We start from the raw sequence: 19,803 nt of genomic DNA, 5'->3' as shown, positions 1-19,803 counted from the left end.
GGGGAAAGGGGGTCGTCGCGCTTAAGCCGCGCGGTATTCGACATAAGTCGGGCGTCCCGACTCGCCTACGACGATCGGGCGCTCTTGCGCGTCGGGCAGGGCGAACTCATCGAAGAGGCGCTCGCTGGTCTCGTCGATATTGCATTTCGCAATTTCTTCATACCCGTTGCGCGGGAGTCGCCGCGACGCGAAATGGCAGAACGGGCGCAGGACCGGACGCAGCACGGCATAAACGGCGCGGCCAATTGCGCTGAGCATTCTAGGCGGTAGCACCACGAATGCTGCAAGAACGAGTGCGATAAGCTCCAGCATGTGACTAGCCTTAAGGTTGTATTAACTTAGAGGCTATCGCGTTTTGAGAAAAAGGCGAGGAAATTCTTGTTCACATAAATGTGAGCATGCGCCGCATGCGGTTTGCCGCGCATCCCGGATGCAAGGCTCTGCGCAAAGAAAAACGGGGCCCCGAAAGGCCCCGTCTCGAAAATCTCATCGGAAGAAGAATTACTCTTCGGTCGCTTCTTCGCTGGCTTCTTCGCCTTCGTCCTCGTCGGAGGAACCGCCACCGAAGCCTTTCGGGGGCGCGACGTTCGCGATCACGAAGTCACGCTCGATGGTCGGCTTGGCGCCTTTCGGCAGGTCCACGTCGGAGATGTGGATGGTGTCGCCGATCTGCTTGCCTTCGAGGTCGACCACGATCTGCTCGGGGATATCACCGGCGAGAACGTTGAGTTCGACTTCCGGACGCACTGCGACGAGGGTGCCGCCGCGCTTCAGGCCGGGCGCCTTCTCGTGGTTGATGAACTCGACATGCACGAAGAGCGAGATGCGCGAGTTGCGGTGGGTGCGCATGAAGTCGACGTGGGTCGGCAGGTCCTTGACGACGTCTTTCTGAACGCCGCGGCAGATCACGCGGACATCTTCCTGGCCGTCCATCTTCAGGTTGAAGAGGGTGGACGTGAAGCGGCCTTTACGCAGGCGGGTGATCAGGCGGTTGTAGTCGAGGTTGATTGCAACCGGGTCCTTGCCGTCGCCGTAGACGATACCGGGCACGAGGCCCTCACGACGCGCTTGCCGAGCGGCCCCCTTGCCCGTCCCCGTACGCGCCACGGCTTCGATCGTTTCGATCTCTTTTGCCATAACTGGTCTCCAATTTGTCAAAGTGATGGGCCGCCTCCAAGGGTGTCGGGCCCATGAAGCCGCGCGGATACTCGGGATTGGCCGAGATGGCAAGGGGAAAGCGACGATGCGGCGGAATACGGGTTGCTATAGAAGGATATCTGACTAATGTCAGAAATAATCTCGGACGCAAGTCAGGTATTCCCATAGACGCACTCGCACATATACGCCGGTTCAACCGGGCCGTCACCCGGCAGGTGGGCGCGCTGAACTCCTCCTTTCTCGATCGCGGGCGGCCTTTGGGCTCTGCGCGGGTGCTCAATGCGATCGGGCGTGGGCAGGGCGATGTGGCGAAGCTGCGGCAGGCGCTGGCGCTCGATTCCGGGCTGATGAGCCGTCTGCTGCGCGGTCTGGAAGCTGAGGGGCTGATCGTCGTGGAGGACGATCCCGAAGACGGGCGGCGCCGCATCGCGCGCCTGACCGAGGCGGGGCAGGCGGAATTCGCGGAATATGAACGGCTCTCCGATGCGCAGGCGGCGGATATCCTCTCGCGCCATCCCGACCGGAGCGCGCTCTTGGCGGCGATGGACCTGATCGCGACCGCGCTGACCCGCGCCGAGATCGAGATCGTGCCCTGCGATCCGCTCGACCCGCGGGCGCGGGATTGCCTTGCGCAGTATTACGCGGAACTTTCCGCCCGGTTCGAAGGTGGCTTCGATGTGAACCTGTCGAAAGACCCCGAGGCCGACGATATGCGCCCGCCCCGCGGCACCTTCCTGCTCGCGTTGTCCGACGGGGTGCCGGTGGGCTGTGCGGCGCTGAAGGGCGGTGCTGACTATGCCGAAGTGAAGCGCGTCTGGATCGCGCCTGCCGCGCGCGGCCTCGGGCTGGCGCGGCAGTTGATGGAGGCGATCGAGGCGGCGGCGCGCGACTTGGGCCAGCTGCATCTGCGGCTCGATACCAATTCCGCACTGCCCGAAGCGGTCGCCATGTATCACCGCTTCGGCTGGGAGGAGATCGACCGCTTCAACGACGATCCCTATCCCGACCGGTTCTTTGAGAAGCGCCTAAACCCTTAGGAGCCCGCCCTCAGGAATAGGTGTCGAAGAAGCCGTTGGGGATCAGCAGATCGTCCCGGCCCAGATCCTCGATCCGGCGCTCGCCACACAGTGCCATCGACGTGTCGAGCTCCTTCTGGATGACCTCCAGCGCCTTGGTCACGCCCGGCTCGCCCATCGCGCCCAGGCCGTAGACATAGGCGCGCCCGATCATCACGCCCTTCGCGCCAAGCGCCAGCGCCTTGAGTACGTCCTGACCCGAGCGGATACCGCTATCGAGCCAGACTTCGGTCTTGTCGCCGACTGCGTTGACGATCTTCGGTAGCATCCGGATCGAGCTGAGCGCCCCGTCCAGCTGACGCCCGCCATGGTTCGAGACCACGATCGCATCGGCCCCGGTCGCGGCGGCCATCTCGGCGTCTTCCTCGCTGAGGATCCCCTTCAGGATCACCTTGCCGCCCCACATATCCATGAGCTGCTTGATCCGGTCCCAGTTCAGCGACTGGTCAAACTTCTCCGCAGTCCATGACGACAGCGAGGCTGGGTCAGCGGCGCTGTCCACATGGCCCACGATATTGCCGAAGAAACGCCGCTTGGTCTGCAGCATCTCGATGCCCCAGCGCCATTTCGTCGCGAGATCCGCCAGCACGGCAGGGGTGAATTTCGGCGGCGCGGTGAGGCCGTTCTTCAGGTCCTTGTGGCGCTGGCCCAGCAGCTGCAGATCGACCGTGATCACCAACGCCGAGCAGCCCGCCGCCCGTGCCCGCTCCAGCACCCGCTTGTTATAGTCGTCATCGGTCAGCGTATAGATCTGGAACCAGAAGGGCTGGCTGACATTCTCGGCCACGTCCTCGATCGAGCAGATCGACATCGTGGACAGCGTATAAGGCACGCCGAATTTCTCCGCCGCCTTCGCCGCCTTGATCTCGCCATCGGCGCGCTGCATCCCCGTCAGCCCGACCGGCGCCAGCGCCACCGGCATCGCGACCTCCTGACCCAGCATCGTCGATTTCGTCGTGCGTCCCGTCATGTCCCGCGCGATCCGCTGGTTGAGGCGGATCTGCGCGAAGTCCTCGGTGTTCTCGCGGAAGGTCTGCTCGGTGTACGAACCGCTTTCCGCGTAATCGTAGAACATCTTCGGCGTGCGGCGTTTATGCAGACGTTTCAGATCGGCGATGGAGGTGATGACGGGCATGGGTGTTCCTCTCTCCGTGGTTAAGTTTCCTTACCAATCCCTCGAAATTTGCGCAATCACCCATCGCAACGCTTGCAATCATGCGCGATCCGTTCCCATCTCGCCGGGCGAACACGAAAAGGAGAGCGGCGTGAACGAGATTTGGCTCGGCCTGATGGGCGGCATGGTGGCGGGCGTCGCAACGGCTGCCGGGGCGATCCCGGCGCTGCTCGGGCGCTCCATGAGCCAGCGCACCGCCGATACGATGCTGGGCTTCGCAGCGGGCGTGATGCTCTCGGCCTCGTATTTCTCGCTGATCCTGCCCGGTATCGACGTGGCCGAGACCATGTTCGGCTCGGTCTGGGTCGCCGCCGCCATCGCCGCGATCGGCATTGCCATCGGCGCGGGCTTCGTTGCCTGGCTGAACGCAACCCTGCCGCACGAGCACTTCACCTCCGGGCGCGAAGGGGCAGACGCGGCGCAACTGGCGCGGATCTGGCTTTTCGTGATCGCGATCACGATCCACAACTTCCCCGAAGGCCTGTCGATCGGCGTGGCCTTCGGCGCGGGCAACGAGAACGGCTTCTCGGTGATGACCGGCATCTCGCTGCAGGACATCCCCGAGGGGCTCGCCGTGGCCGTCGCGCTGATCGGGCAGGGCTACACCCGCCGCAAGGCCTTCTTCGTCACCGCGATGACCGGCGCGGTAGAACCCGTGGGCGCGCTGGTCGGCGCAGCTGCCGTGTCGGTCTCCGGCGCGTTGCTGCCATGGGGGCTGACCTTCGCGGCGGGCGCGATGCTCTACATCATCAGCCACGAGATCCTGCCCGAGACCCACCGCAACGGGCACCAGAACCGCGCGACCGCGGGGCTGCTTTTCGGGTTGATCCTGATGATGTTCCTCGACGTGACGCTCGGCTAAACCCTCTTTACTTCCGCGCTGCCCCGGCGTAAGCGCAAACGCATGATCGCACGGACCGCATATATCACCCGTCCCCGACGTCGCCGCTGAAGCGCCTGACGTCCGATCTGCCGTGGCATGCCGCCACACCCAATCCCAAATCGCTGACCTTAGGCCCCTGAATGTTGACAGCCCCCCGGGACTGTTGCACGAATTTGCCTTCTCTTACTGGAGTTTGACCCGATGATCCCCTCCGTTTTGCCGACCTATAATCGCGCACCGCTCGCCTTCGTGAAGGGCGAGGGCTCTTGGCTGGAGACGGCGGACGGGACCCGATATCTCGACATGGGCGCGGGGATCGCGGTGAATGCGCTGGGTCATGCCGCACCCGAGCTGGTCGAGGCGCTGACCGAGCAGGCGAGCAAGCTGTGGCATGTCTCGAACCTCTACCAGATCCCGCAGCAGCAGGCGCTGGCCGACGCGCTGGTCGAGAAGACTTTCGCCGATACGGTCTTCTTCACCAATTCCGGCACCGAGGCTGCGGAACTCGCGATCAAGATGGCGCGGAAATACTGGTCCTCGAAGGGCGAAGATCGAACCGAGATCATCACCTTCGATGGCGCCTTCCACGGCCGCTCCACCGGGGCGATCTCGGCCACGCCGAATTCGGAAAAGATGGTGAAGGGCTTCGGTCCGCTGCTGCCCGGTTTCACCCAGCTTCCCTGGGGCGATCACGAGGCGCTCAAGGCCGCCGTCACCGACAAGACCGCCGCCATCCTGATCGAGCCGATCCAGGGCGAGGGCGGTATTCGCCCGGTGCCCGATCAATGCCTGAAAGGGCTGCGCGATCTCTGCGACGAGACCGGCGCGCTCCTGATCTTCGACGAGGTGCAATGCGGCGTGGGCCGCTCGGGACGGCTCTTCGCGCATGAATGGGCAGGCATCACGCCCGACATCATGATGGTCGCGAAGGGCATCGGAGGGGGCTTCCCGCTGGGTGCTGTGTTGGCTACCGAAGACGCCGCCTCCGGCATGGTCGCGGGCACGCATGGCTCGACCTATGGCGGAAACCCGCTGGGCTGCGCTGTCGGCGCCAAAGTGATGGAGATCGTCTCCGAGCCCGCCTTCCTCGATCAGGTGAACGCGCGCGCTGGCTTCCTGCGTCAGAAACTCGAAGGGCTGATCGCGGCGCATCCCGACACGTTTGAGAGCGTTCGCGGCACCGGTCTGATGCTCGGGCTCAAATGCAAGCGCGCTCCGACCGACTTGGTCGCCGCCGCCTATGATCAGCACCTGCTGACCGTGCCCGCTGCCGACAATGTGCTGCGCCTTCTGCCCGCGCTGAACATTTCCGAGGCCGATCTGGCCGAGGCCGTGACCCGGCTCGATGCCGCCGCGTCGCAACTCGAAAAGGCCGCCTGACTTCCTCTTGGCGTAAATATCCTCGGGGGCTGCGCGGGAGCGCAGCGGGGCGGACAGCCCCTCAGGCCCCTCCACGAAAGACAAACCGATGAACCATTTCCTCGATATCCACAAAACCGACCCCGCAGCACTGCGGTCCATGATCGACCAAGGCATCGCGATGAAGCAGGCCCGCAACGGTCGCCCGAAAGGCGCGCCCGATGACGAGCAGCCGCTCGCCGGTCACATGGTCGCTCTGATCTTCGAGAAGCCCTCGACCCGGACGCGCGTCAGCTTCGATGTCGGCGTGCGTCAGATGGGCGGCCAGTCGATGGTGCTCTCGGGCGCGGATATGCAGCTGGGCCATGGCGAGACCATCGCCGATACCGCCCGCGTTCTGTCGCGCTATGTCGATCTGATCATGATCCGGACCTTCGAGGAGGAGACCCTGCTCGAGATGGCCGAATATGCTTCGGTGCCGGTGATCAACGGTCTCACCGACCGCACCCACCCGTGCCAGATCATGGCCGATGTGATGACCTATGAAGAGCAGCGCGGGCCGATCGCGGGCAAGAAGGTGGTCTGGTCGGGCGACGGCAACAACGTCTTCGCGAGCTTCGCCCACGCCGCCGCGCAGTTCGGCTTCGATCTGACCTTCACGGGTCCGGAAACGCTCGATCCCGAGCGCGCTTGGCTGGACGTGGCCGAGAAGGCGGGCCACCCGATCACCATCGAGCGGGATCCGGTCAAGGCGGTCGAGGGCGCCGATCTCATCGTCACCGATACCTGGGTGTCGATGCACGATCCGGAATCCGCGAAGGAGCGTCGCCACAACCAGCTGCGGCCCTATCAGGTCAACGAGGAGCTGATGAGCCACGCCAAGCCCGACGCGCTTTTCATGCATTGCCTGCCCGCGCATCGCAATGACGAAGCGACAAGCGGCGTCATGGACGGCCCGGCCTCGGTGATCTTCGATGAGGCGGAAAACCGTCTGCACGCGCAAAAGGCGGTGATGCGCTACTGCCTCGGCAAGTAACGACAGCAGCCGGGCAGGGGGTTACTCCAGCCCGGCGATGATCGCGCGCAGCGTCTCGATCCCGTCGCCCTTCTCGGACGAGGTCAGCACGATTTCGGGGAAGGCGGCCGGGTGCTTCGTCAGCGCCTTGCGCACCTGATCCAGCACCTTATCGCAATCCTTTGCGCTGACCTTGTCGGCCTTCGTCATCACGACCTGGAAGGGGACGGCAGCGCGGTCGAGCAGCGTCAGGATTTCCTCGTCCACCGCTTTCACGCCGTGACGTGTGTCGATCAGCACGAAGGCGCGGCGCAGCGTGGCGCGACCCGCCAGGTAATCCTTGAGCAGCGCCTGCCATTTCGCGACCACCGCGACGGGGGCCTGCGCGAACCCATAGCCCGGAAGGTCGACCAGATAGGGACCGTCCTGCGTGGTAAAGTAGTTGATCTCCTGCGTCCGGCCCGGCGTGTTCGACGCCCGCGCAAGGTTGCGGCGGTTCGTCAGCGCGTTGATCAGGCTCGACTTGCCGACATTGGAGCGGCCAGCGAAGCAGACCTCGATCCGGTCGGCAGGCGGCAGCCCCTTCATTGCGACGACGCCCTTGAGGAAATCGACGGGAGCGGCGAAGAGCTTGCGTCCGCGCTCACGCGAAAAATCGTCGGGGGCCTCGGCCAGCGGGAAATTCAACTCCATCAGAGTACCTCGATCTTGTCGCCGCGCGCGATGCGGCCCTGTTTGGTGACGAGACAGAAGACGCCAAGGTCGGTATGCCCGTAGTGGCGTTCCAGCTCTGCCAGCATGTCGATATCGCGTTCGCCCGTCTCAAGATTGGCGTCCGTCGCGCGGCAACGCCCGATACAGGCGCGCAGTTGCAGTTCCGCCTCGCCAACGCGCACCGTCTTGCCGATCAGGTCCATCTCCGCGAAGGGCTCCCAGCCCTCGACCCAGAGATTGGCGCGGAAGCGGCGGCGGTCGATCGGTTTGCCCACCCGTGCCGAGAGATCATCGAGCGAAGCCTGCCCGATCAGCGAAACATAGGGCAGGGGGTCGTCGGTGAAGGCCCGGTCGGGGCCGCGCACCAGCGCGGTCGGGCGCGGCGCACTGTCCGGCCAGAAGGTGCGCAGCCATTCGAATAGCTTGCGCTGGTCGGCTTCGCGCTCGGGGTCGATCTCGAGATGCCACTGCTCGGGATGCTCCAGCAAGATGTGCCCGTTATCGAGCATCCGCGAGGTGACACCCATCAGCCCCGGCGCGGAGCGCCCGATCACGAAGTTGATCTTCTGCCCCCAGCTATCGGCACGTCCATCCGCGCCGACACCTACCTTGGAGCGCTCGTGCAGCACCGCCCACTCCCGGTCGCAAGGCAAGACGCGCCCCTCTTCAAGGGACGCGTCCTTCAGTTCCTCTACCCCGATCGACTTGATCGGATGTCGGTAGATGCGAGAGAGCGTTGCGCTCATTTCTTCTCTTCGGCGGGTTTCTTCCGCTGGAAGCTCTCTTTGATATTGCCGAACAGATCCGGGCGTTTCCCGTGCATCGACATGATCGTGTACTGCTGGAGGAACGTGATCGTGTTGTTCGTGATCCAGTAGAGCACGAGGCCCGAGGCGAAGCTGCCCAGCATGAACATGAAGACCCACGGCATCCAGGCGAAGATCATCGCCTGAGTCTTGTCCGTCGGCGCCGGGTTCAGACGCTGCTGGAACCACATCGACACACCCAGCAGGATCGGCAGGATGCCGAGCGACAGGATGAAGAGCGGCGAGCCCGGATCGGGCGCTGCGAAGGGCAGCAGGCCGAACAGGTTCAGGATCGAGGTCGGATCGGGTGCCGAAAGGTCATGAATCCAGCCGATCCACGGCGCGTGATACAGCTCGATCGTGACGTAGATCACCTTATAGAGCGAGAAGAAGATCGGGATCTGGATCAGAAGCGGCAGACAGCCCGCGGCGGGGTTCACCTTGTGCTTCTTATACAGCTCCATCATGCCCTGCTGCATCTTCTGGCGGTCGTCGCCAGCGGCTTCCTTCATCTTCTCCATCTCGGGCTGCAGCTCTTTCATGCGCGCCATCGAGATGTAGGACTTCCGTGCCAGCGGGAAGACGATCAGCTTGATGATGAAGGTCAGTGCGATGATCGCCCAGCCCATGTTGCCGATCGCGCCATGCAGGAAGTGCAGCAGGCGGAACATCGGCTTGGTGAGGAAGTAGAACCAGCCCCAGTCGAGCGAGTCGACGAATTTCGGGATCGGGACATTGTCCTGATAGTCGCGCAGGGTTTCCCATTCCTTCGCACCGGCGAAGAGGTGGGTCTGCGCGTCGCCCTTGGCACCCGGCGCGACGTCGATCACCGGCAGGCGGGTTTCGGTCTGGTAGATGTCGGACTTCTCGCCCGAATATTTCACGACCGAAGTGAACGGGCCCGAGATCGGCGCCAGAACGGTCTGCCAGTATTTGTCGGTGAAGCCCGTCCAGCCGGCGTCCTGCACCTGCTTGATCTCGGCCTGACCCTCGGCGCCCTTGTTGTCGAGCTTGGTGATGTTCTTGTATTTGATCTCTTCGAGATTGCCGTCATCCATCGCCACGAGACCTTCGTGGAGCACGTAGACGCGGCGCTCCTGCGGGATGCCGTGACGCGCGATGATGCCGTAGGGAGCAAGTTTCACCGCGGCGTCGGTGCCGTTCTGCACCGACTGCTTGATCGTGAAGAGATACTTGTCGTCGACCGAGATCTCGCGTTGGAAGGTCAGGCCATGGCCATTGTTCCATTGCAGCGTGACCGGGGTGTCGGGCGTGAGTTTGCCGTTGCCGACCTGCGTCCAGACCGTGTTCGGACCGGGCACCTGATCGCCGGGCAGACCGCCTGCGGGCAGCCAGCCATAGACGACGTAATAGGGCAGGGTCGAATTGCCGGTATCGCCGCTGATCGGCGACAGAAGCCGCACGTCGGGCGAATCCTCGGCCAGCGTTTCCTTGTATTTCTTGAGCGAGAGGTCGTCGAAACGCCCGCCGAGAGTCGAGATCGAACCCTCGACCGCAGGTGTGTCGATCTCGATGCGCGCGGCGCTCTGGGATTGGGCGCTCGCGGCTTGGGACATCGTCTCCGTATCGACCGGCGCGCCCGTGGAGTCGGCGGCGGTCTTCGGTGCGATATCAGTGGCTTCGGGCGAAGCGCTCTGCTCTGCGACCGGTTGGCTCGGTGCCGTTGTCGTGTCTTCCGTGGGCGGGAAGAAGTAGGTCCAGACGCCCAGCACGAGCGCGGAAAGCACCACCGCGAGAATGAGATTCTTGTTTTGGTTGTCCATGAAGCCCTAATTCCACAAGCCTGTCGAAAACTTGCATGGGTTCAACAGAAGGGGCAGCCAAAGGTCAAGCCATTTTCCCTTGAAACAGTGGATCGGGCATGGTTTGCCATCACGCTTTCGGCCCGGATCCGGGGTCCGCAGTGGCAAAGCCCGGTCTGCGACTCGGTTTGCGGCCCGGGCTTTGGGGTGGTTCAACGCCTGCCGATTTGCGGCGTCGCGTCGAGCTTGGTGCGATGGCGTTCCGCCCATTCGAGGAATTCGCTGATCGGCATCGGCGCGGCAATCGCCGGGCCCTGCACCGCCGAGCAGCCCAACTGGCACAGCATCGCGTGTTCGGCGATCCCCGGCACCCCTTCGGCGAGTGTCTCCAGTCCAAGACCTTCGGCCATCGACACGATCGCGGCGGTCAGGCGCTGGTGTTCGGTGTTGTGGTCGATCTCCGCCGTGAGCGAGCGATGGATGCGCAGCCGCTGCGGCCCGATCTGGCGGATCGTCTCCGCCGAGACGGGTCCGGAGCCGAAACCCGCCAGTTCGATCAGGCAGCCGAGGCGCTTGATCGCGTGCAGCGTATGGCTGCAGACCGGATCGTCGAGCCGCGCCACCATCGCCTGCGGGACGATCAGCCGCAGCCGGGTCGGGGCGACCTCGAAGCGATCGAATTCCCAGGCTAGCCGCTCGGCCAGCTTCGGGTCGCTCATCTGCCCGGGCAGGAAGGGAAGCGAGGCCGGGCCGAAGTCGCTGCCGTCGCGGGCGATGTCGCGCAGCGCGCCGAAGGTCGCGTAGAGCATGACCTCGGAGAAGCGCGCGCCAAGCCCTGCAGCCTCGATTGCGGGGAGTATCTCGCTTTCGGTCAAAATCCCGCGCTGCGCATGCAGCCAGCGCGGAATCGCCTGAAATCCGCTGATATCGCCTGTGTCGGTGGAAATCTGCGGCAGGAAAAACGCCTTGATATGGCCCGCTTCGAGCGCCTCTCCGACACTGGCAGAGAGCGGATGCGGGCCCGGCTCTTTCGTGGCGATCTTGTCCGAGCGGGAGGAGCGGATCGCCCCCGGGCCAGATTGCATCGCGCGGTTGGCCGCGGTCTCGGCGCGCGAGAGCGCCGCCTCCGCCTCTGTGTTGGCGCGCGCGTCAGCCTTGGCCTGCGTGGCCGCGTCGTCGCGATAGGCCGGGGCTGCGGCACTTCGGCCCACGAGGTGAAACCCGATATGCATGGTGATCTCCTGCGTCTGCTCGGCGATCACGTAAGGCTCGCTCACCGCTTCCTGAAGGCGGCCGCAAAGCTGGATCATCCCTTCGAGGCCAAGCCGCGGCGTCGGACGCAGCATCACCGCGAAACGCGCGCCGTCCCAGCGCGTGACCACATCGCCGCTGCGCAACTGCGCCTGTAGCCGTTCGCCAATCCGGCGCAGCAGAAGATCGAATTCCTTTGGGTGGAGTCGCCGCAGCACCTGATCGGGGGCGTCGAGCCCGAGGATCAGGCATCCGGTCGGGCGATTGCGCTGCTGTGCGTCCTGCAAGGAGGCGGCCATCTCGGAAATCGCGGCACTCGGCGGCAGCAGGCCGGTCGCGGGGTCGCAGCCTTCCTCGTCGACCTCGGGCGGAACGGGCAGGGGGCGTGTCATCCAGCCCACCAGAATCGCGGTCAGCCCGATCAGTACCATCGCCTCCGGCCCGACCCAGAGCAGGGCGAGCCCGCAGGCTGGCAAAAAGGCGATCATCTCGCGTCGGAGCAGAACCGGACCCGGCTTGCCCTGATATCTTGCGCGCAGCTCTGATTTGCGGGCGGCGCGCTTGCCCCCGTCACTTCCCATGACACCTACCCCCATGGCACATGCGGGCCCCTCAAGGCCCCCCTTCGCCAGCAAGGCTAGACGTCATTCGTGTTCAGCCGGTTAATCGCGCTCGCGCAAATCCGGGACGTTTTCGTTAAAATCCGCTTCACCCTCCGCGCGGCGCTCGAGCCCCGCGAAATCGAAGATCGAGGGGTCGCACAGATGCGAGGGGCGTGCGTTCATCAGCGCCTTGAACATCTTGTTCCGGCGGCCGGGGGCGTTCTTCTCCCAACCGTCGAGCATCATCTTCACCTGCTGGCGCTGCAGCCCGTCCTGAGAGCCGCAGAGGTCGCAAGGGATGATCGGATAGTCCATCGCGCGGGCGAATTTCTCGCAATCGGCCTCGGAGACGAAGGCGAGCGGGCGATAGACGAAGAGATCGCCTTCCTCATTCAGCAGTTTCGGCGGCATCGTCGCAAGGCGCGAGCCGTGAAACAGGTTCATGAAGAAAGTCTCGAGAATGTCGTCGCGGTGATGGCCCAGCACGACCGCCGAGCACCCTTCCTCGCGTGCGATCCGGTAGAGGTTGCCGCGCCGCAGTCGCGAGCACAGCGCGCAATAGGTGCGGCCCTGCGGGACCTTGTCCATCACGATCGAATAGGTGTCCTGATACTCGATGCGATGCGGCACGCCCATCTTCTCGAGGAACTCCGGCAGCACGGTTGCAGGGAACCCCGGCTGGCCCTGATCGAGATTGCAGGCCAGCAACTCCACCGGCAGCAGTCCGCGCCATTGCAGCTCGTGCAAAATGGCCAGCAGCGTATAGCTGTCCTTGCCGCCCGAGAGGCAGACCAGCCAACGTTGTCCGCGTTCGATCATCCCGTATTTCTCGATCGCCTCGCGGGTCTCGCGCACGATGCGCTTGCGCAGCTTCTTGAACTCGGTCGTCGAGGGTGCGCCCGCAAAAAGCGGATGGATCGGGCTGTCTTCGTCATCAAGCATCTGGAGTGTCCTTCGCGTCATGCGCATGGGCGCAACGATGGGCGGCGTCAAATTCGGGATCGGCCCCGGGCACCGGGTCATAGCCATGCCCGCCCCAAGGGTGGCAGCTCAGGAGCCGCTTCCCGGCCAGCCAACCACCCTTCACCGCACCATGCCGTTCGAGCGCTTCGAGCGCATAGGACGAACAGGTCGGCTGATAGCGGCAGCCATGCCCCATCCAGGGGCTGAGCAGCAAGCGATAGGCATGAACCGGCAGGGCGAGGATTCGGGCGAGGGGGCTCATTTGCGTTTGCTCCCCTTGGGCTTGCGCGGCCGCGGTGGGGAGATCGGCAAATCGTGAATGATCGTGAGCACGGTCTCGAATTCGGCCAGCATGGCGGCGAAGTCGCGGGTGGCGGTCGCCTCGGGGCGCCCGACCAGAACATAGTCCCAGCCCGGCCGACCCGCCTTGGGCAGAACCTGCCGTGCGATCTCGCGCAGGCGGCGTTTGGCGCGATTGCGCGCCACCGCGTTGCCGAGCTTCTTCGAGCAGGTGAAGCCCACGCGGATCAGATCGGGGGCGACGGGCTCGCCCTCGCGGCGCTTGCGCGCCTGCAGCAGGAAGCCGGGCATCCCCTTACGCTGCGCCGAGGCCGCTTTCAGGAAATCCGCCCGCTGCCGCAGAACCGCGGTCGGGCGAGTCGGATCATCTGAGCGTATGGCGGCCATCAGGCGACCTCCGGCGAATAAACGACGCGCAAAATAGCGAAGCCGCCGGTCTTTTCACCGATCCGACCCGAGGGCCCGACCTGCGAAAAGCATCCGGCGGCGTCAAAAGCCAGTAGCGGCTGTAACGGCCTTAAGCCGACAGACGCTTACGGCCCTTCGCGCGACGGGCGTTGAGAACCCGGCGTCCACCCTTCGTGGCCATGCGGCTGCGGAAGCCGTGGCGACGGGCGCGAACGAGGTTCGACGGCTGGAACGTGCGTTTCATCGTTTTCACTCCGGTTCGGGCCCAGAAACAGGATTCGAGGGCCAGATAGCATTTCGAAGCCGCTCTTTAGTGACCTCTCCCCAGCAAGTCAATTCGCCAAAGCGGGTTTTTTCCGGCTTTTCCGGTCGCTTCGCACGGATCGTGACCGCTCACGGGGTTTTGCCTTCTGCGCGAGCCGCCTATCTTGTGCGCAAAGCGCGGCTGACGCAGGGGACGGTATCCTTGCATCCTGACCGGCGGTGCATCAAGAGTGACATTGAAGGGGACGGGCCGATCCTGCGGGACGGCCTTGCGTTTGATAGGCGATGAAAGTGAACACTCTTTCAGGGCGGTTTCTGATCCTGACCACGGTTTTCGTGGTGCTCGCCGAGGCGTTGATCCTTTTGCCGGGTTTGGCGAATTTTCGCGAAGACTATCTTTTGACGCGACTTGAGCGCGCGCAGATCGCCTCGCTTGCGCTTCTGACCACCGACACCACTATCGCGCCCGATCTGGAAAAAGAGCTTCTGTCCAACGCGGGCGTCTTCAACGTGGTGCTGCGCAGGGACGCGGCGCGGCAGCTGGTGCTGTCCTCGCCGATTCCCTCTCCGGTGACCGAAACCTACGACCTGCGCGATTCGACCGAATGGACGCGGATTCGTGATGCGGTCCACGCGCTCTTCGATTCCGGGGATCGCGTGATCCGGGTGCTGGGTCAGCCGGTGCAGAAGGGCGGTATCGTGATCGAGGTTACGCTCGCGACCGAACCGATGCGGATCGCGATGGTGGAATACGGGCTGCGGCTCTTGTCGATCTCGGCGGTCTTCTCGGTGATCACCGCCGTGCTGCTGTTCCTGCTGGTGCGCCGCCTGATGGTCGTGCCGATCAAGCGGCTGGTCGCGCATATGTCTTCTTATGCGGACGCGCCCGAGGATGCGCGGCGCATTATAACTCCGCAGGCCAGCGTTGAGGAGCTGCGCGTGGCGGAAGAGGCGCTGGCCTCGATGCAGCAGCAGCTCACCGCGTCGCTGCGCCAGAAGGAGCGTCTCGCGCAGCTCGGGCAGGCGGTCGCCAAGATCAGCCACGACCTGCGCAACATCCTGACCACGGCGCAGCTCTTTGCCGACCGGATGGAAAGTTCGGACGATCCCGGCGTGAAGCGCGCCGCCCCGAAGCTGACCGGCTCGATCGAGCGCGCGATCAACCTGTGCGAAACGACGCTCGCCTTCGGCAAGGCCAAGGAGCCGCCGCCGACGCTCTCGCGCTTCATGTTCGGAGAGCTGGCGCAGGAAGTTCTGGAGAACGAGGAGCACCCGAGCGAAGGCCCGCTCGTCGATTTCGTCACCGACATGCCGCCGAATCTGGTGATCCGCGCCGACCGCGAGCAGCTCTATCGCGTGCTCAACAACCTCGTGCGCAACGCCCGACAGGCGATCGAAGCGACGGGACAGAACGGCACGGTGGAGATCGGCGCGGGCGAGAATGCCGATGGCTGGTGGATTCGCGTGCAAGATAGCGGCCCCGGCCTGCCGGAGACTGCGCGCGAACACCTCTTCAAGCCCTTCACGGGCGGCACCCGCGCGGGCGGCACGGGCCTTGGCCTCGCCATCGCTGCAGAGTTGATTCGTGGCCACGGCGGGCGTCTGGACCTGGTTCGGACCGACGGCAACGGCACCGAGTTCCGAATCTTCCTGCCCTCGGATATCGCGCTGGATTGCGTCTCCGAGAAGGGCGCAGGCGCAATTTCCTGAGCCTGCGCGGGGTTAGGTTCCGGGAGGTGCGTGCCGATCTTCAGGGCTTCCGCGAGGGCATCCAAGAATTTTGACGGTTTTCCAAAATTGCCTCGAATTTGCTCTTGCATCGCTCCGACGTGGCCGTTACATCGCCCCACATAAGCGGACCCGTAGCTCAGCTGGATAGAGCACTTGACTACGAATCAAGGGGTCGGGCGTTCGAATCGTCCCGGGTCCGCCATTTCCCCCTCCTACTGAAAACCGATGCCGCGCAGGCCATGCCTGTCGTTCGCACTGTTGTCTGCTGCGGTCTGCGCGCTCTCTCGATCGTGCATGTTGAGCCGTGGGCCCTCGGTCGTCCTTAGGGGCGTCTCATCGGACAAGCTCTCGCTGCGCTGCGAGAGCGGTTCGGGGCCGCGCTTGGGTGTGGGGTGCCCCGGAGGCGTTCGAAGGGTGGCTGCGGGTGCTGATCGACGCTCTGCGTCCTCTCCCGGGCTGGTTCCAAAGGCAGGGCGCCTAGAGGTCCTCTTAGAGCCCTCTCAGGCGTCTGTCGGAGGCGGCGTGCGGTTCAGCTGTTTGCAGAGAAACAAGCCCTCGGAAACGCGAAACCCCGCCACGAAGGGCGGGGTTTTCGACGTCGCGAAGTTTGTATTGGTGGAGCCAAGGGGAGTCGAACCCCTGACCTCTTGAATGCCATTCAAGCGCTCTCCCAACTGAGCTATGGCCCCACCGGAGGTCCAGCGGGTAGCCCCGCTGTGTGGGGAGGCGTATAGGCAAAGCGCCGCGGCGGCGCAAGAGGAATTTCGCCCCGAACCGCGCGAAAATTTCGTCTCTCTCACCTTCCCGAACGTCAGTCTTCATCCGCACCCGGAAACGGGGCGCGAGGCTGCATGCCGGGGCAGGGCGCCGGGCCAAAGAAAAAGGCGCCACGGTTTCCCGTCGCGCCTTGATCAATGGTCCCGAGCGGCCCAGCCGATCAGTTGTCTTCCTTATCCTCGGTGCTGACATCCGCGATGTCATCGAGCGAGACATTGTCGTCATCGTCGTCGTCGTCGAGCAGATCGTCGTCGAGATCCACGTCACCGTCATCGGTGTCGAGATCGTCATCTCCGAGACTGACGTCATCGTCTTTCTGAGACGACGTCTTGTCGGTCGTAAGCGTACGACCGCTGCCCGAGGTCAGAGCCTCGAGGGTAAAGGTGTTGTTGCAGACCGGGCAGGTCATCGGGTCGTTATTCAGGTCGTAAAAGCGGCTCGCGCAATGCGGGCACAGACGCTTGACGCCCCATTCCTCTTTCGGCATGGAATTCTCCTGCGCACTTAATCCAGCAGAGTCGCAGCCACCTGCCACATGCCGGGCAGGGTGTCAAAGCCTTTTCGTGCCTTTTCTGGCCGGGCTGCGACCCGCGGGCCACCTCTCGCTGTCGAACCTTTCGGAGAAAGCTTCTGTCCCGCACGCCCCCCATTCCCGAACTGCCTGAGGTGGAGTTGGTTCTCCGCCGCTCCGGGCGTGCGCGGCGGTTCTCTCTGCGGGTGTCGCGGGTGGACGGCCGGGTGGCGCTCACGATCCCGCGGGGTGCGTCCGAGCGCGAGGCTTTGGCCTTCGCGCGCTCGCAGACCGAATGGCTGCGCAAGACCCTCGGGGCGATTCCGCCCGCGCAGGTGGTGCGATTCGGACAGGGCATCCCCTTCGAGGGGCAGATGCTGACATTGGAGCCCGCACGATTGCGCAGCCCGAAGATCGACGGCGCGCGGCTCTTGGTGCCCGAAGACCCGGCGCGGCTGGGCGTGCGGGTCGAGACCTTTTTCAAACACGCGGCCCGGATGCGGCTCCATGCGGCCAGCGCGCGCTATGCCTCCGAGATCGGGCGCGACTTCGCCAAGATCAGGATTCGCGACACGCGCTCGCGCTGGGGCTCGTGCAGCTCGACCGGGGCGCTGTCCTATAGCTGGCGCCTGATCATGGCGCCGCCGGAGGTGCTCGACTATGTCGCGGCCCATGAGGTCGCGCATCTCGAGGAGATGAATCACTCGCCCGCCTTCTGGCGCGTCGTCGAAGCCCTGCGTCCGAGCTTCAAGTCAGAGCGCGCCTGGCTCAAGCGCGAAGGCTCTGCGCTGCATGCGATCCGGTTTCGAGATTGACCCCGGCTGCTAACGTGATCACAAAAAGCGCATGACCACGATTTCTACACGCCCCATCGAGACCGCCGCCCACGATCGGCTTTACCGCGCATTGCGTCAGCAGATCATGGTGGGGGAATTGCTGCCGGGCACCGCGCTGACGCTGCGGGGCTTGGGCAAGCAATACGGTGTCTCCATGACCCCCGCGCGCGAGGCGCTGCGGCGGCTGGTGGCGGAAGGGGCGCTGACGCTGTCGAGTTCGGGCCGCGTCGCCACGCCGGAGCTGTCGAACGAGCGGATCGAGGAGTTGGCGGCGCTGCGCGCACTGATCGAGCCGGAGCTGTCGGCCCGAGCCCTGCCGCGGGCGCACCTCGCGCTGATCGACCGTCTCGGCGCGATCAACGTCGCCAATGCCGAGGCTGTCGCGAAGCAGGATGCGGTCGGCTACATCCGCACGAACCTCGAATTCCACCGCACGCTCTATCTGCGTGCGCAGGCGCCCGCGATGCTCGCGGTGATCGAAACCGTCTGGCTGCAGCTGGGGCCGACAATGCGCGCGGTCTACACCAAGCTGCAGCGCAACGAGCCGCCGCGCCACCACCGGATGATTCTCTCGGCTCTGCGTGCGGGCGACGAACCGGCGCTTCGATTGGCCGTGCGCACCGATGTGACCCAGGGTTTGCGTCACCTGGCCCAGCGTGGCTGGTAAAACCGCCCCTTAAGCGATGCGTGAGGGGCATAAAAACGGCTTGGGCGACTTGACGCGAGACGCCATTGCCCGTATTCCGCGCCAACAGATTTTCGGGCGCTGCCATGCGGCGCCTTCTCATGTTGGGGCCGGGCGCGCGATTCGCGTAACTTCGGCCAGGTAGAAACGAAGGAAGAATGCCATGTCGCGCGTTTGCGAACTGACCGGCAAGGGCCCCACGACGGGCAACAAAGTGAGCCACGCGAACAACAAGTCGCGTCGTCGCTTCCTGCCGAACCTGAACGATGTCTCCCTGATCTCGGATACCCTGGGCCAGAGCTTCAAGCTGCGCGTTTCCGCAGCCGGCCTGCGCTCGGTTGACCATCGCGGCGGTCTCGACGCGTTCCTCGCCAAGGCGAAGGATGCAGAGCTGTCGGTGAATGCTCTGAAGATCAAGAAAGCGATCGCGAAAGCTCAGGCAGCCGCCTGATCCTTTCCGGATCCACAGTTACGAAAACCCCGCGCCTCGGCGCGGGGTTTTTGCTTGTGCGGCTTTATCTGCCATATTTCCCTCCCTGCGTTGTCACGCTAGTGTGAGCGCCATGTGGAGGACGCGCTTCAAGCTGCCAATCGGGATCGCCACGGCGCTCATGCTGGCCATGACCAGCATGACGATGGCGGTTGCACGCGGTCAGGCGCGCGTCGCGGGTGAGGTGGTGCTCTGCACCGGCTACGGCGTGACCACGGTCAGCGTCGATGCCGAGGGCAACCCGACCGGTCCCGCCCATATCTGCTCCGACATGGTGCTGGCGATGATGGCTGCCGTCACGCTCGCGCCGGCTCTGCCGACACCGCCCCAGGGCGAGGGGCGCAGCGTCGAGACGGTCGAGCCCGAGACCGCGCAGGCGCAGGCTGTCGTGGTGCCGCGCGCCCGCGGACCGCCCGTGACCGTCTGACCCCAAGCTTTCAGACGAACACACCCACAGGAGACGCAAATGATCCGCAAATACCTGATGAGCGCGGCCCTGATCGCCGCAGCTCTCCCCGCCTTCGCCGCCGAACCGATCCAGATCCTCGATCCTTACGTCCGGGTCTCGACCCCGATGTCGAAATCGGCGGCGGCCTTCATGGAGATCAAGAATATCTCCGATCTCGACGATCGCCTTCTCTCGGTCAGCTCGAACGTCGCCGCGCGCGTCGAGTTGCACACCCACAAGCAAGGCCCGAATGGCGAGATGCAGATGCTCGAGGTCAAGGAGGGCTTCGAGATTCCCGCCAAGGGCGAGCATGTCCTGCAGCGTGGCGGCGATCACGTCATGTTCATGGGGCTGAACCAGCCGCTCCACCAAGGCGACATGGTCACGCTCAACCTGCGCTTCGAGAAGACGGGGCTGATGGTCGTGGACATCCCGGTCGATCTCAACCGCGATCAACCCGCCGCGGCGACGCCGGATAGTGCACCGGTCGCCGATCCGCAGATTTCACATGAAGACATGACCCACGGGGAGCCGGAACATACCGAGCCCACGATGGACAAGAAAGAAAGCGATATGTGAGCGGAGCCGG

General features: G+C 64.3%; 22 protein-coding genes and 2 tRNA genes. 11 read left to right on the top strand and 13 right to left on the bottom strand.

From position 1 onward, the window contains the following. Positions 1–21: 21 nt before the first annotated feature. Together BMI87_RS03510 and BMI87_RS03505 are read right to left on the bottom strand one after the other, a co-directional pair. Positions 22–312 carry a hypothetical protein gene (locus BMI87_RS03510; protein ID WP_078519751.1) on the bottom strand — a complete coding sequence of 97 codons (291 nt, stop codon included), beginning with the start codon at positions 310–312 and terminating at the stop codon, positions 22–24. A gap of 189 nt (positions 313–501) precedes the next feature. Then, on the bottom strand, positions 502–1,137 hold the full coding sequence (locus BMI87_RS03505; protein WP_078519750.1) for a 50S ribosomal protein L25/general stress protein Ctc: 636 nt from the start codon (positions 1,135–1,137) through the stop codon (positions 502–504). Between the two features lie 236 nt (positions 1,138–1,373). Between BMI87_RS03505 and BMI87_RS03500 the strand changes: the two genes are divergently transcribed. Beyond that, on the top strand, positions 1,374–2,195 hold the full coding sequence (locus BMI87_RS03500) for a helix-turn-helix domain-containing GNAT family N-acetyltransferase (protein WP_246832636.1): 822 nt from the start codon (positions 1,374–1,376) through the stop codon (positions 2,193–2,195). A gap of 10 nt (positions 2,196–2,205) precedes the next feature. On the opposite strand, the gene BMI87_RS03495 is transcribed toward BMI87_RS03500, so the two are convergent. Beyond that, positions 2,206–3,369: an alpha-hydroxy acid oxidase gene (locus BMI87_RS03495; protein WP_078519749.1), complete on the bottom strand. Its 1,164-nt coding sequence runs from the start codon at positions 3,367–3,369 to the stop codon at positions 2,206–2,208. Positions 3,370–3,523: 154 nt separating this feature from the next. On the opposite strand from BMI87_RS03495, the gene BMI87_RS03490 reads away from it, so the two are divergent. The 3 genes from BMI87_RS03490 (at position 3,524) to argF (ending at position 6,686) form a co-directional block, all read left to right on the top strand. Then, positions 3,524–4,270 carry a ZIP family metal transporter gene (locus tag BMI87_RS03490; protein WP_078520030.1) on the top strand — a complete coding sequence of 249 codons (747 nt, stop codon included), beginning with the start codon at positions 3,524–3,526 and terminating at the stop codon, positions 4,268–4,270. Positions 4,271–4,492: 222 nt separating this feature from the next. Continuing rightward, positions 4,493–5,671, top strand: coding sequence for an aspartate aminotransferase family protein (locus BMI87_RS03485; protein ID WP_078519748.1), 1,179 nt, complete (start codon positions 4,493–4,495; stop codon positions 5,669–5,671). An 88-nt stretch (positions 5,672–5,759) separates the two neighbouring features. Beyond that, complete coding sequence (argF, locus tag BMI87_RS03480) at positions 5,760–6,686, top strand: ornithine carbamoyltransferase (RefSeq protein ID WP_078519747.1); 927 nt, start codon at positions 5,760–5,762, stop codon at positions 6,684–6,686. A 21-nt stretch (positions 6,687–6,707) separates the two neighbouring features. Here argF and yihA read toward each other — a convergent pair whose 3' ends face one another. The 8 genes from yihA to rpmH form a co-directional block, all read right to left on the bottom strand. Then, a complete protein-coding gene (yihA, locus tag BMI87_RS03475; RefSeq protein ID WP_078519746.1) occupies positions 6,708–7,358 on the bottom strand; it encodes a ribosome biogenesis GTP-binding protein YihA/YsxC in 651 nt (216 codons plus the stop codon). Beyond that, positions 7,358–8,125 (bottom strand): MOSC domain-containing protein, encoded by a 768-nt coding sequence (locus tag BMI87_RS03470; protein WP_078519745.1) that lies wholly within the window; start codon positions 8,123–8,125, stop codon positions 7,358–7,360. The genes yihA and BMI87_RS03470 overlap by 1 nt, the downstream gene beginning before the upstream one ends. Further along, on the bottom strand, positions 8,122–9,969 hold the full coding sequence (yidC, locus tag BMI87_RS03465; protein ID WP_078519744.1) for a membrane protein insertase YidC: 1,848 nt from the start codon (positions 9,967–9,969) through the stop codon (positions 8,122–8,124). Before yidC ends, BMI87_RS03470 begins: the two co-directional genes overlap by 4 nt. A 191-nt stretch (positions 9,970–10,160) precedes the next feature. Further along, positions 10,161–11,780 carry a GGDEF domain-containing protein gene (locus BMI87_RS03460; protein ID WP_168175148.1) on the bottom strand — a complete coding sequence of 540 codons (1,620 nt, stop codon included), beginning with the start codon at positions 11,778–11,780 and terminating at the stop codon, positions 10,161–10,163. 81 nt (positions 11,781–11,861) lie between these two features. Beyond that, the gene (gene ttcA / locus BMI87_RS03455) at positions 11,862–12,743 is read right to left on the bottom strand and encodes a tRNA 2-thiocytidine(32) synthetase TtcA (protein ID WP_078519742.1); all 882 of its coding nucleotides are present in this window, start codon (positions 12,741–12,743) and stop codon (positions 11,862–11,864) included. After that, positions 12,736–13,026 carry a membrane protein insertion efficiency factor YidD gene (yidD, locus tag BMI87_RS03450; protein ID WP_078519741.1) on the bottom strand — a complete coding sequence of 97 codons (291 nt, stop codon included), beginning with the start codon at positions 13,024–13,026 and terminating at the stop codon, positions 12,736–12,738. The genes ttcA and yidD overlap by 8 nt, the downstream gene beginning before the upstream one ends. Further along, positions 13,023–13,451, bottom strand: a complete 429-nt coding sequence (rnpA, locus tag BMI87_RS03445) for a ribonuclease P protein component (RefSeq protein WP_078519740.1) — start codon at positions 13,449–13,451, stop codon at positions 13,023–13,025. The genes yidD and rnpA overlap by 4 nt, the downstream gene beginning before the upstream one ends. 130 nt (positions 13,452–13,581) lie before the next feature. Continuing rightward, positions 13,582–13,716 carry a 50S ribosomal protein L34 gene (rpmH, locus tag BMI87_RS03440; RefSeq protein ID WP_075776231.1) on the bottom strand — a complete coding sequence of 45 codons (135 nt, stop codon included), beginning with the start codon at positions 13,714–13,716 and terminating at the stop codon, positions 13,582–13,584. A gap of 305 nt (positions 13,717–14,021) precedes the next feature. Between rpmH and BMI87_RS03435 the strand changes: the two genes are divergently transcribed. Then, positions 14,022–15,446, top strand: coding sequence for a HAMP domain-containing sensor histidine kinase (locus tag BMI87_RS03435; protein WP_078519739.1), 1,425 nt, complete (start codon positions 14,022–14,024; stop codon positions 15,444–15,446). A 146-nt stretch (positions 15,447–15,592) separates the two neighbouring features. Further along, positions 15,593–15,669, top strand: a tRNA-Arg gene (locus tag BMI87_RS03430). Between the two features lie 411 nt (positions 15,670–16,080). Here the strand turns inward: BMI87_RS03430 and BMI87_RS03425 are convergent. Together BMI87_RS03425 and BMI87_RS03420 are read right to left on the bottom strand one after the other, a co-directional pair. Then, positions 16,081–16,156, bottom strand: a tRNA-Ala gene (locus BMI87_RS03425). A 248-nt stretch (positions 16,157–16,404) separates the two neighbouring features. Then, positions 16,405–16,731, bottom strand: coding sequence for a TIGR02300 family protein (locus tag BMI87_RS03420; protein WP_078519738.1), 327 nt, complete (start codon positions 16,729–16,731; stop codon positions 16,405–16,407). A 143-nt stretch (positions 16,732–16,874) separates the two neighbouring features. Here BMI87_RS03420 and BMI87_RS03415 point away from each other — a divergent pair, with 143 nt between their 5' ends. The 5 genes from BMI87_RS03415 to BMI87_RS03395 all read left to right on the top strand — a co-directional run bounded on the left by BMI87_RS03415 (position 16,875) and on the right by BMI87_RS03395 (position 19,793). Next, a complete protein-coding gene (locus BMI87_RS03415; protein WP_078519737.1) occupies positions 16,875–17,570 on the top strand; it encodes a M48 family metallopeptidase in 696 nt (231 codons plus the stop codon). Positions 17,571–17,601: 31 nt separating this feature from the next. Continuing rightward, positions 17,602–18,258, top strand: coding sequence for a GntR family transcriptional regulator (locus tag BMI87_RS03410; RefSeq protein WP_078519736.1), 657 nt, complete (start codon positions 17,602–17,604; stop codon positions 18,256–18,258). 181 nt (positions 18,259–18,439) lie between these two features. Then, a complete protein-coding gene (rpmB, locus tag BMI87_RS03405) occupies positions 18,440–18,727 on the top strand; it encodes a 50S ribosomal protein L28 (protein ID WP_078519735.1) in 288 nt (95 codons plus the stop codon). Positions 18,728–18,839: 112 nt separating this feature from the next. Beyond that, entirely contained in the window at positions 18,840–19,193 is a 354-nt protein-coding gene (locus BMI87_RS03400; RefSeq protein ID WP_078519734.1) for a hypothetical protein, read from the top strand. 39 nt (positions 19,194–19,232) lie between these two features. Beyond that, the gene (locus tag BMI87_RS03395; protein ID WP_078519733.1) at positions 19,233–19,793 is read left to right on the top strand and encodes a copper chaperone PCu(A)C; all 561 of its coding nucleotides are present in this window, start codon (positions 19,233–19,235) and stop codon (positions 19,791–19,793) included. The last annotated feature ends 10 nt before the right edge of the window (positions 19,794–19,803 follow it).

Source organism: Thioclava sp. F28-4 (assembly GCF_002020045.1).
Taxonomy (GTDB): domain Bacteria; phylum Pseudomonadota; class Alphaproteobacteria; order Rhodobacterales; family Rhodobacteraceae; genus Thioclava; species Thioclava sediminum.
The sequence above is the reverse complement of the archived record's forward strand: the minus strand, read 5'-3'. Positions and strand labels throughout refer to the sequence as shown.